This window comes from Ilumatobacter sp. (genome assembly GCF_049588435.1).
In the GTDB taxonomy this organism is placed as follows: domain Bacteria; phylum Actinomycetota; class Acidimicrobiia; order Acidimicrobiales; family Ilumatobacteraceae; genus Ilumatobacter_A.
Genome location: NZ_JBAVYV010000506.1, coordinates 1 through 11,278 on the forward strand (window position 1 = coordinate 1; position 11,278 = coordinate 11,278).

9 protein-coding genes are annotated in these 11,278 nt (G+C 67.2%); 3 read left to right on the top strand and 6 right to left on the bottom strand.

Annotated elements, in window-relative coordinates; translation table 11 throughout:
* The 4 genes from WBV89_RS18950 to WBV89_RS18965 form a co-directional block, all read right to left on the bottom strand.
* A partial coding sequence (locus tag WBV89_RS18950; protein WP_423982886.1) for a vWA domain-containing protein occupies window positions 1–802 on the bottom strand: 802 nt, incomplete at its 3' end.
* A gap of 107 nt (window positions 803–909) precedes the next feature.
* On the bottom strand, window positions 910–1,926 hold the full coding sequence (locus tag WBV89_RS18955; RefSeq protein ID WP_423982887.1) for an AAA family ATPase: 1,017 nt from the start codon (window positions 1,924–1,926) through the stop codon (window positions 910–912).
* Window positions 1,919–3,076 (bottom strand): NDMA-dependent alcohol dehydrogenase, encoded by a 1,158-nt coding sequence (locus WBV89_RS18960; RefSeq protein ID WP_423982888.1) that lies wholly within the window; start codon window positions 3,074–3,076, stop codon window positions 1,919–1,921. The genes WBV89_RS18955 and WBV89_RS18960 overlap by 8 nt, the downstream gene beginning before the upstream one ends.
* 142 nt (window positions 3,077–3,218) lie before the next feature.
* Window positions 3,219–4,331: an NDMA-dependent alcohol dehydrogenase gene (locus WBV89_RS18965; RefSeq protein WP_423982889.1), complete on the bottom strand. Its 1,113-nt coding sequence runs from the start codon at window positions 4,329–4,331 to the stop codon at window positions 3,219–3,221.
* A gap of 115 nt (window positions 4,332–4,446) precedes the next feature.
* Here WBV89_RS18965 and WBV89_RS18970 point away from each other — a divergent pair, with 115 nt between their 5' ends.
* Window positions 4,447–4,965 carry a hypothetical protein gene (locus WBV89_RS18970; RefSeq protein ID WP_423982890.1) on the top strand — a complete coding sequence of 173 codons (519 nt, stop codon included), beginning with the start codon at window positions 4,447–4,449 and terminating at the stop codon, window positions 4,963–4,965.
* A 17-nt stretch (window positions 4,966–4,982) separates the two neighbouring features.
* On the opposite strand, the gene WBV89_RS18975 is transcribed toward WBV89_RS18970, so the two are convergent.
* Window positions 4,983–7,940, bottom strand: a complete 2,958-nt coding sequence (locus WBV89_RS18975; protein WP_423982891.1) for a M16 family metallopeptidase — start codon at window positions 7,938–7,940, stop codon at window positions 4,983–4,985.
* Window positions 7,941–7,959: 19 nt separating this feature from the next.
* A complete protein-coding gene (locus WBV89_RS18980) occupies window positions 7,960–8,556 on the bottom strand; it encodes a precorrin-2 dehydrogenase/sirohydrochlorin ferrochelatase family protein (protein ID WP_423982892.1) in 597 nt (198 codons plus the stop codon).
* A gap of 113 nt (window positions 8,557–8,669) precedes the next feature.
* On the opposite strand from WBV89_RS18980, the gene WBV89_RS18985 reads away from it, so the two are divergent.
* Window positions 8,670–10,457 (top strand): NADPH-dependent assimilatory sulfite reductase hemoprotein subunit, encoded by a 1,788-nt coding sequence (locus tag WBV89_RS18985; RefSeq protein WP_423982893.1) that lies wholly within the window; start codon window positions 8,670–8,672, stop codon window positions 10,455–10,457.
* Window positions 10,454–11,185, top strand: coding sequence for a uroporphyrinogen-III C-methyltransferase (gene cobA, locus WBV89_RS18990; RefSeq protein ID WP_423982894.1), 732 nt, complete (start codon window positions 10,454–10,456; stop codon window positions 11,183–11,185). Before WBV89_RS18985 ends, cobA begins: the two co-directional genes overlap by 4 nt.
* Window positions 11,186–11,278: the final 93 nt, after the last annotated feature.

Genomic DNA, 11,278 nt, shown 5'->3' on the forward strand with positions numbered 1-11,278 from the left:
CAGCGGCAGCGTCCGACGGTCCGTCGACGGTGGTCATCCGGGCACCGGCGCGACGAGCGAGGATCTCGGCCTCGTCGCTGTCCGATTCGGGGGCGACGATCACCAACTCGTCGAGGCCTGCCGCAGCAGCGACCGCGTCACCGTCGACCGTTGCCCGACAGTCGGACAACAGCACGGTGATCTTGCGCGTCGCCGACGATCGAGAGAGCTGATCGCGCGCCGCGTTCAGGGCGCCCGCGACGTCCGTCGTCCCGAATCCGCGGAGGGCGAGGACGGCATCGACGACCGCCTCGTTCGACTTGTGGATGTCCTGCGACTTGGCGGCGACGACGTCCTTGCCGAACGACATCACCGAGTAGTCGTCGGGCGAACGCCACGCCACCGCCGACGCGGCCACCGCATTGGTGGCCAATGGTCGACCACCCATCGATCCGCTGCGATCCACGAGGAGACAGATCGCAGTCGTCGGAGTCGACCACGACCGGATCCTGAGATCGTCCGGGTCGATCGCGGAGCGTTCTGCCCGCGCGGTGATCACCGCGTCGAGGCTGCTGTCGAGGTCGAGGTCACCGCCATCGGGCCGGTATCGCTGCGTGGTGAGTTTGCCCGTCCCGCGGGGGCGGGTCGGGCCTCGCTTGGCGACGTCGAGGAACAGCCGCCCCGCGAGCCGACGCGCCAACTCGCGCAAGCGTTGATCGGTCGCGCCGGTCAGGTTCGCGAGCAGGGCGAGCATCTCATCGGGATCGTCCTGCATCGCCTGCTCGACTGCGGCTTCGTCGATCTCGCCGACTTCGGGTGACACCTCGTCGAACTGCGGCTGCTGAGCGAGCTCGCGCCGCGACGTCGTCTTCTTGCGCGCGGATGCGACCTCGTCGTCCGCTGCGTCACCCTCCTTCGCGGGGGGTGGCTTCAGGGGGAGGTCGTGGCCCCGTTCGGGGCGACCGCTTTTCCCTCGGGGTCGCCTCCGCCGTCACCGGTCGAGCGATTGAACGTGGCTTCCCACAGCTCCGTGATGATCTCCTCGGGCGTGCGCGTGGTTCCCTCACGTACACGGATCCGCCCCGAGAGAGCGACGAGGGCAGCGTCGAGCGACACCTTCGGTGCGAGCACCGGCAACTCGCGCAACTCGGCGAGCGACGTCGCGACGAACACCATGTCGATCGCGCCGCGCACGGACGACCCCACGCGCACATCGGGATGGGACCGCGTCGCGCGCACCAGTTCGACGACGAGACCGATCCAGTCGGTGGGTGCCTGAGTCTCCTCGGTCGGTTCGAGCCCGACCGCGCGACGCACGATCAACGTCTCGTCGTCGGTCGACTGATAGCCGACCGCGATCCGACACATGCGGTCGTACACCGCGCCGGAGATCCGAGCGGTGCCGACCGCGTCGAACGGGTTCATCGCTGCGACCAGCCGGAACCCCGGCGCCGCTTCGAGACGACCCAGCCGGGGGACGGTGATCTCGCGCTCGCTCATCACGGTGATCAGGACGTTGAGCGTCTCCTCCGGGATGCGGTTCAGCTCCTCGATGTACAGCAATGAGCCGTCGCGCAGCGCCGACGCGAGCGGTCCGGGCACGAACACGTCGGGGTCGTAACCGTCGCTCAGAACCCGCGCCGGATCGAAGTGGCCGACGACGCGCGCCGGCGTCAGCTCGGCATTGCCCTCCACGAACTCGAATCCGATTCCAAGCTCGCGCGCGACCGCACGCAGCAGCGTCGACTTCCCGGTGCCGGGCGGGCCCTCGATCACGATGTGCCGGTCGGCGGAGATCGCCGCCACGGTCAACTCGATCTCGCGCACGCGTCCGACGACTCCGGTCGACAGCCGGTCGACGAGTTGATGGAGCTCACCGTTGGTGCTCTGGATGTTCCGTTCGGAGCCGTTCGTGGCCGCAGTCGTCGCGGCGGCGGTGTCAGCCATGCAGGATGACCCCGCGGATGTTCTCGCCGTCACGCATCGCGCGGTATCCCTCGTTGATCTCGTCGAGCGGGTAGGTCTTCGTGATCAGCTCATCGAGCTTCAGCTGGCCTTCGCGGTACATCCCCAGCAGGCGCGGGATGTCGGCACGTGGGTTCAGCGACCCGAAGATCGTGCCCTTGATCTCCTTGTTCCACATCGCGAGTTCGAAGAGGTTGATCGACGACTCGGTCTGGGTCATCGGCGCGATGCCTGTGACGACGATCGTGCCGCCCTTGCCGGCCAGCTTCGTCCCGAGTTCCATCATCTCGCCGTAGAGCACGCCGGGGCTCATGATCACCTGGTCGGCCATCTGGCCCCAGGTCATCTCCTGCACCTGCGGGAACGCCTCCTCCATCGACGCATAGGTGTGGGTGGCACCCATCTCCATCGCCTTCTCCCGCTTGAACTCGAGCGGATCGATCGCGATCACCCGCTTCGCTCCCGCGATCGCGGCGCCCTGGACGGCGTTGATGCCGATGCCCCCGACACCGACGATCACCGCCGTGTCTCCGGCACGCACACCCGCGCGTTCGGTGGCCGACCCGAACCCCGTCGCGACGCCGCACGAGACGAGCGCGACCGCCTCGAGGGGCAGATCGGGCTCGACCTTGACGACCTGGGATTCGGCGACACAGGTGTGGTGGGCGAACGTTCCGAGCTTGGCGAGCATGTTCAGCTCGGCCCCGTCGGGTTCGATGATGCGATGGCGGCTCGTGCCATCGGTGATCATCCCGGTCAGGAACGTGCCGCCTCCTGCGTCGCAGAGATTCTGACGGCCGGTCGAGCAGTATCGGCAGCGGCCGCACGATGGGACGAACGACGCGGCCACGTGGTCACCGACAGCGACCGAGCCGACGTTCGGCCCGACCTCGACGACGACTCCGGCGCCCTCGTGGCCACCGATCATCGGCCAGAGATCCTCGATTCCGAGTGCGCCCCACGATTCGACGGGCGGCACCATGTCGCCGGTGACCATGTGCTCGTCGCTGTGACAGAGCCCTGCGGCCTTCCATTCGACGATGATCTCGCCCGTCTTCGGTGCGTCGACCTCGATGTCGACCACGTCCCAGTCCTGGCCGAGTCCGCGTAGTACGGCTGCCTTCGTTCTCACCCTGGTCCCCTCGGTATCGGTGGCACCGGTCGGCGCCTGCGCGAAACCTAGTTGTCCACGCCCGATTCTCGAAGATCGGGGAACACCACGATCACCGTCAGCAGCGATGTGTATCAACTGGGGTCTGACCCCAGTTGGTACGTCAGCTGTAGATCATCACGCCGCGGATGTTCTTGCCGGCGCGCATGTCGTCGTAGCCGTCGTTGACACCGTCGAGCGTGTACTCCTTGGTGACGAGTCCGTCGAGATCGAGCTGGCCGTCGCGGTAGAGGCCGAGCAGCTTGGGGATGTCGGCGCGCGGGTTGCCCGAGCCGAACAGCGAGCCGACGACCTGCTTCTCCATCAGCGTCAGGTCGAGCAGGCTCATGCTGGCCGACATCTCGAGCGCCGGGTGGATGTTGGTGACGACGACACGACCGCGCTTGGCGGTGAGCGCGAGCGCTTCGCCCATCAACTCGCCCGATCCGACGCCCATCGTCAGGACGACCTTGTTGGCCATCGTGCCCCACGACGCAGCGCCGAGCGGCTCCAGCGCCTCGGTCATCGAGGCCGCGGTGTGGGTGGCTCCGAACTCCATCGCCTTCTCGCGCTTCGATTCGACGGGGTCGATCGCCCAGATCTGCTTCGCGCCGGCGAGCTTGGCTCCCTGGATCGCGTTGGCACCGATGCCTCCGACACCGACGACGGCGACCACGTCACCGGGGACGACTTCGGCGGCGTACACCGACGAGCCCCAGCCCGTCACTACGCCGCAACCGAGCAGGCACGCTCGGTCGAGCGGAACGTCCTTGTCGATCTTGATGCAGCTCGCCTCGTTGACGACCGTGTCGTGCGCGAACGTTCCAAGCATGCACATCAGTCGAAGATCATCGTCACCACGGTGATGGCGCGACGTCATGTCGGTCGCCTGGAGGCCCGCTCCCATGATCGCACCGAGATCACACAGGTTCTGGTGACCGGTCGAACAGCTCGGGCAGCGTCCGCACGACGGGATGAACCCGAACACGACGTGATCGCCCTCCTCGAGCCAGCTCACACCCGGCCCGACCTTGGTGACGACGCCAGCACCTTCGTGCCCACCGATGATCGGCAGCTCGAACGGCAGGTCACCGGTGACGAGATGCTCGTCACTGTGGCACAGCCCCGACGCCGCGAGCTTGACCCGAACTTCGCCCTCCTTCGGATCGTCGAGTTCGATGTCCTCGACGCTCCACGGCGCGTTGACTTCCCAGAGAATTGCTGCCTTGGTCTGCATGTCCCAACAGTACGTCACGTGTGACCGTTGTCCCGCACGCGGAAGCGTGCCGACAGGGGAAGAGTCCACGGGTTGTCTACGTCGTTCTGAGGTACCCCTCTGCCACACTGGCGACATGGATTCCGACGCCCTGTTCTCCGATGCGCTGATCGCCATGATCCGCGACATGAGCGACTCGGAGCTCCACAACGTGGCCGAGGTCGTCCGGCAGGTGCAGATCGAACGCGCGATCGGAACCGGGGATGAGGACGCGATCATCGCGTCGGCGTTCGAGACCGCGTTCGGACGCGACGGCCTGGCGGTTCTGCCGTGGGTCGAGGGAAACGTCGTCGTGTGTCCGGGCGGAATGGTGTCGAAGTCCAGGGCCAGCCACAAGTGTCGGTTCGTGAGCGTCGACGACACGTGGATCTGGGAGTCGTCACTGTTGCTGCGCGAGGACAAGCGCTCGTCGCCGGGAACCGACGAGGGATTCCGCGCGGTTGCGCTGTTGCCGCTCGTCGACGGCACCGGGATCGACGTGGTATCGGGCAAGGCCCGGAGTGGACAGCACTCGGTCGACCACGTCGTGAGCTACGAGATCCGTGGAGGTGAGCTGATCGAGGTGTCGCAGCGCACCGTCAACGCCCGCCACTGACCGGCGAATCGGCCCGGTCACGACCCGGACGCGACGGTGACTTCGATGTAGTCGGTGTCGGAGATCCACTCGGCCATCGCGTCGCGGACGTCGTCGTCGGAGATGTCACCGACCAGAACGGCCTGGTAGATGAAATCCTCGAACGACTCGTTGCCGTCGGGGTCGACGAGCACGCCGAGGATCTCGTCGTTGATCTGCGCGTTGCTGATGAAGCTGAGCCGTTCGCCGACCGTTGCGAGCGCGTTGTCGACTTCGCGTTCGGATGGTCCGTCTGCGCGCAGCGAGTCGAGCTGGTCGAGGACAGCCGCTGAGACCTCGTCGGTCAATTCGGGTGCGGTCGACACGGAGAGGTACGTCTCGACCGCCGGTGATGAACCCCCACCGACGTCGATCGAGACCGCCGGTGAGTACGAGTCGCCGAGTTCCTCCCGGATGAAGTCGGTGAGTCGGTTGCCGACGACCTCCTGCACGACCTGCGCCAACACGTCGTCGCGCCGGTTCGCCGTCGCCTCCGACGTGTACAACCACGCCACGTTCGCCGCGTCGCCCTGTCCGGCGGCAACGTCCACCTCCACCGCACCGTCGGGTGGCAGCTCCTCGGTGAAGTCCAGTTCATCGGAGCTCGACGACGTCGGAAGGCTGCCGAGATACGAGCGGGCGAGATCCATCGCCTCCTCCGCGTCGAAGTCGCCGCTGAACGTGAACGCCCAGTCGTCGGCAGACCCGAAACGTTCGGTGGCGACGCGTTCGATCCCCTCCGCGTCGATCGTCTCGAGTGTCTCAGGAGTCGGTAGGAGGTACCGCGGGTCGTCGTAGCGGGCGTCGAGCAACGCATCGAGCTGGGCGTAGCCGACGTCGATCGAGGGATTCTGCGCGAGCGGCAACTGGTCGTCGACGAAGCGCTCCACGGCGGATTCGTCGGCGGTCGGATCGGTCATCATCAGGTGCACGAACTGGAGCAGCGTCTCGAGATCGCGGGTCGCAGCCGTCCCAGCCATCGCATCGGTGAACGGGTCGACCGATGCCTGGAAAGCGACATCCTTGTCATCGAGGAAGTTGTCGAGGTCGACGCGATCGAACGCGCCGGCGCCACTGTCGGCCATCACGGTTCCGAGCGCCTGCGCGACGGCGACGTCATCATCGGCGACCGCGGCCAACCCTCCGGGGCTGCGCGCTTCGAAATACACCTGCCCCTCCACGATCGTCGTCGGGTTGAAGGCGATGGTGACACCGTTGTCGAACTCGAGCACCGTCGGATTCTGGAAGGGGGTCGGATCGTCGGCCAGCGCGAAACTGTCGACCTCGTCGATCGGCTCGGGGCGAGCCACGAGTTCATCGCCGATCCCTGCCTCATCGGGCCGCGGCTCGATATCACGATCGGCCGCATCGTCGAAGATCGCGACCAACTGCTCCGTCGGCACGACGTCCTCGAGCTCATCGGATCTCACCGACACGAACGCTTGGGCCCCGGCGTTCTCGTACCGGTCGGAGTGCACCTGAGCCACCGACTCCGGCGTCGCCGCATCCAGCACTGCGGTGATGAAGTCGAACTCGCGCTCGGCTTCGACATACCACTCGCCTTCGAGCGCGTGACGCACATACTCGTCGGCGTAGGAGACGTCCTGGCGCGATCCACTCCCGTCGAGGAGTCGGTCGGCCGAGCGGCGTCGGGTTGCGATCGCGCGGTCCAACTCGGCCTGGGTGAAGCCGAACCGGGCCACCCGTTCGAACTCGTCGACGATCGCCTGGATCGACGCCTCGACCTCCGCACCATCTACATCGACTTGGATCCCGGGCGCGTCGAGGCCTCGCACGAGCGACGCCGAGGCGACACCTGCGCGCTCGAACGACGCCTCGTCGCGGAGCGCGTCGTTGTCGAGCCTGGTGGCGATGATGTCGAACGCCAGGGAGTCGAGGATCGAACGCTGCTCCGCGAGCTCGACCTCATCGGGATCGAGTGTCGGGTCCATCCACGGGAGCGTCACGCTCAGGGCTCCCTCGGCGAGTTCCGGATCGTCGACGACGTCCACCCGCGCGACGTCGACCGGCTCGACCGCCACGTCGGGACGTTCGGGATCGGTCCCCTGCGGCTCGGCGTCAGAGAAGCGTTCGATCACCCAGCTCTCGACGTTCTCCGGATCGATGTCGCCGACGACGATCACCGTCGTGTTCTCGGGGGTGTACCAGTCGTCGTAGAACCGGCGGAGATCCTCGGCTGTGATCGTCTCGATCGCCTCGCTCCCGCCGATCGGGCTGCGATCGTCGTAGGCGCTTCCGTCGAGGATGAAGTCCGAGAACTCCTGGGTGATCCGCCCGTCGGACGTCTGACTCCGCGACCTCCACTCGTCGAGCACGACGCCGCGCTCGGCGTCGACGTCCGCCGGATCGATCGTCGCGGACGACAGCCAGTCCTCGAGGACGTCGAGGCCGGTTTCGACGATGTCGTCGTCGTTCGGCACGGTCAGCATGTAGACCGTCTCGTCGTAGCTCGTCCGGGCGTTGATGTCCGCCCCGAATCCCGCGCCGAAGCTCCGCAGGACGTCGACCAGTTCGTTCTCGGGAAACCGCTCCGTGCCGTTGAACAGCATGTGTTCGAGGAAGTGCGCGCCACCGAGCTGGGACTCGTCCTCGAGCACCGATCCCGCATCGACCGCCAGGCGCAACTCGGCTTTCCCCCCGGGGTTGTCGTTGTCGCGGATCAGATATCGGAGGCCGTTGTCGAGTGTGCCCGTCAGGGTCGCCGGATCGAGTGGCGACAGCGACGGCAGATCGACCGCCTCGCCGTCATCGTTCGACTGAGGATCATCGACGTCGTCGGTCGGGTCGGTCGCGGTCGGGACGACCGACGTGTCGTCGGCGACGATCGTGTCGGACGACTCGGTGGTGACGCCCGATCCGGATGAGCACGCCGCGACGAGCGCCGCCGCAGCCAGCACGGCGCCGATGATTCGAGTCCGCCGTCGCCGTCCGCCCATCAGCGCCGAACTCTACGGCTCATTCGGCCGCGGGACCGCCCGCGTCGAACAGTTCCCGCAGCCGCGGTTGCCAGTCGATGTCCTCGGTCGAGCCGCCGGCATCCTGGATCGCCCGACGCTCGGCGGCCAGCGTGTCGGCGATCTCGGCGACCCGATCGTCGAGGATTTCGGCGAGTCGGTCGCGCAGGTATCCGGCAAGGGCAGGGCTCGCTCCGTCGGTACTGATCGCCCCGGTGACGCGTCCGGCGCGCGTGATCGCCGGCAGGATGAACTCGCAGTCGACCGGCTGGTCGGCGGCGTTGGTCCAGATTCCGCGGGAGCGGGCCGCAGCCGAGATCTCCTGGTCGATGTCGTGGTCCCCGGTCGCAGTGACCACGAGACGCACGTCGTCGAGGTCGGCCGATTCGAAGGGTCGCTCCCGGACCTCGTTCGTCGTCGAACGGTCGACGTGCGCGCTCACTTCACTCGCGACGAGTCGCACCCGCGCACCCGCTGCCGCCAGCCCGCCGGCCTTGCGGGCACCGATCCGTCCCCCGCCGACGACGAGCACCATGACGCCGTCGAGATCGAGAAACACCGGATACGAGAACCGCGACGTCGAATTCTTTCCGGACATCGCCCCAGCGTAGGGCATGTCTCACCGCACCGTCTCCGTTGAATCACGACAAAGTTGACCGTTTTTGTCGGGTATTGATTGAATGGGGGCAACGAAGACGCAGAGGAGATGACGTGAGCGCCGAGCAGATCAAGATCGACAGCAAGTACCTCGCCGGAACGATCGGCACCGAACTGGCCGATGACGCGGTCAGCTTCGAGCACGACGCGGAGATGCTGTTGAAGTTCCACGGGATCTACCAGCAGGACGATCGGGACGTCCGCCGGGCCCGAACTCAGCAGAAGCTGCCGGTCGACTATTCGTGCATGGTCCGCGCATCGGTGCCCGGTGGAGTGATCACTGCCGAGCAATGGCTGGCGCTCGATCGGATGTCCGCCCTCGCCGACGACAAGCTGCGGCTCACGACACGGCAGGGCGTCCAGTACCACGTCGTCTACAAGAACGAACTGAAGCAACTCGTCGCAGGGATCAACGCCTCGTTGCTGACCACGCTCGGGGCGTGCGGTGACGTCGTCCGCAACGTGATGGCCTGCCCGCTCCCCCATCCCGAACGCCGCGCCGTGATCGAGCCGGTCGTCGCCGAGATGATCGCCCGATTCCGCCCGCAGACCGAGTCGTACTGGGAGCTGTGGGTCGACGGTGAGAAGGCCGTGTCCGCGGAACGGCCGAGTGCCATCGCACCCGGCGCGATCGCTCCGATCGACGACGTCGAGCCGATCTACGGCGAGGCGTACCTCCCGCGCAAGTTCAAGATCGCGATCGCGTGGCCGGGCGACAACTGCGTCGACATCTTCGCCAACGACGTCGGACTCGTCCCGACGCTGACCGACGGAACGACCGGTGAGCTCACCGGATTCGTCGTCCTCGCCGGCGGCGGAATGGGGATGAGTCACAACCGTCCCGACGACACCTACCCGCTGCTCGCGCAACCGGTCGCGTGGGTCCCGCCGTCGGACGTGGGAGACGTCGTCGAGGCGATCGTCACGACACAGCGCGACCACGGAAACCGTGACGATCGCAGTCGCGCCCGACTCAAGTACCTGCTCGAGGAGCGTGGCATCGATTGGCTGCGCGCGCAGGTCGAGGAACGCACTGGGCTCATCCTTGCACCGCCCGTCGATCTCCCCGACTGGGAAGTCGAGTCCCACCACGGCTGGCACACCATCGCCTCCGATCCGGATGTTGGTGGATCCGCGGCGGCGCGGATGACGCTCGGGTTGCCGGTGCCGTCGGGCAAGGTCGCCGGCGGATTGCGGTGGGCGCTGCGGCGCCTGATCGCCGACGGGACCGTCCGCGCGCTGCGCGTCACGTCACGCCAGGACCTGCTCCTGGTCGGGATCGATCCGCGCGAAGTCGAGACCGTCGAGAACCTCCTGCATGCGAACGGTGTACCGCTCGCATCCGACCAGAGCCCGACCCGCAACCTCGCGATCGCGTGCCCCGCGCTGCCCACCTGCGCCAAGGCGCTCGGCGAGTCCGAACGCGTCCTGCCCGACGTGGTCGACCGACTCGAGAAAGTGCTCGCCGACACCGGCAACACCGGCCTCCCGCTCCGACTGAACATGACCGGCTGCCCGAACGGCTGCTCGCGACCGTACGCAGCCGAACTCGGCATCGTCGGACGATCCAAGCGTGGCTACGACATCCTCGTCGGCGGATCACCGGCCGGCGATCGCCTCGCCCGCAGCCTGCGTGCCGACGTGCCGCTCACCGACATTCCGGATCTGCTGCGCCCGCTGCTCGAACGCTTCAGTGCGACGACGAACGGAGACATCAGCTTCGGAGACTGGGCCGCGAGCCAGGAGTGGGACGTCCTGCAGTCGCTGCTCCCCGCGGACACGTCTCGCCGAGCACAACGCGCGGCCGAGCGCGAACTGACGTCGAGCGGGGTGTCGCAATGACGGTGTCCCTGGTCGGCGCCGGTCCGGGCGACCCGGAACTGCTCACGATGAAGGCTGCCCGACTGCTCGCAGAGGCCGACATCGTGGTCCACGACGCGCTCGTCGGAGACGGCGTGATGGCACTGATCCCCGACCACGTCGAACGCATCGACGTGGGCAAGCGCGTCGGCCGTCCGGTTCCCCAGGAGATGATCTGCACGCTGCTCGTCGAGCTCGGGCAACAGGATCTGCGGGTCGTACGACTCAAGGGCGGCGATCCGTTCGTCTTCGGACGCGGCGGCGAGGAAGCACTCGCCCTGCGCGAGGCGGGCGTCGGGTACGAGGTGGTCCCGGGGATCACGTCGTCGATCGCGGCCCCCGCCGCAGCCGGCGTCCCGGTGACACACCGTGGGGTGTCGGCGGCGTTCACCGTCGTCACCGGTCATCGCCGCCCGGGCGAACCCGACATCGATTGGCGCTCGCTCGCGCGAGTCGGCGGCACGATCGTGATCCTGATGGGTGTCACCCATCGCGGTGCGATCGCGGCAGAGTTGATCGCTGGCGGTCTCGATGCCGACACGCCGGTCGCGGCAATCCGCTCCGCCACGACCGATTCCGAGGAAGTCGTGCGCTGCGAGTTGGCCGACCTCGGCGGGATCGACATCGACGCCCCGGCGACCATCGTCGTGGGAGCCGTTGCCGCGTTCGACCTGCGCGACATCCCTGCGCTGTCCGCGACCGCCGGCTGAGCGGTCAATCGGCGACGGTCACCTCGTCGCCGACAGCGACCCCACCCGGCGAGACCACGAGACATCCGACGGCCAGGAACCTGTCGCGCTCGG

Excerpts from the sequence above, each read along its gene's own strand:
- WBV89_RS18955 (WP_423982887.1), bottom strand. The coding sequence starts at position 1,926 with ATGGCTGACACCGCCGCCGCGACGACTGCGGCCACGAACGGCTCCGAA.
- WBV89_RS18965 (WP_423982889.1), bottom strand. The coding sequence starts at position 4,331 with ATGCAGACCAAGGCAGCAATTCTCTGGGAAGTCAACGCGCCGTGGAGC.
- WBV89_RS18970 (WP_423982890.1), top strand. The coding sequence starts at position 4,447 with ATGGATTCCGACGCCCTGTTCTCCGATGCGCTGATCGCCATGATCCGC.
- WBV89_RS18975 (WP_423982891.1), bottom strand. The coding sequence starts at position 7,940 with ATGGGCGGACGGCGACGGCGGACTCGAATCATCGGCGCCGTGCTGGCT.
- WBV89_RS18980 (WP_423982892.1), bottom strand. The coding sequence starts at position 8,556 with ATGTCCGGAAAGAATTCGACGTCGCGGTTCTCGTATCCGGTGTTTCTC.
- cobA (WP_423982894.1), top strand. The coding sequence starts at position 10,454 with ATGACGGTGTCCCTGGTCGGCGCCGGTCCGGGCGACCCGGAACTGCTC.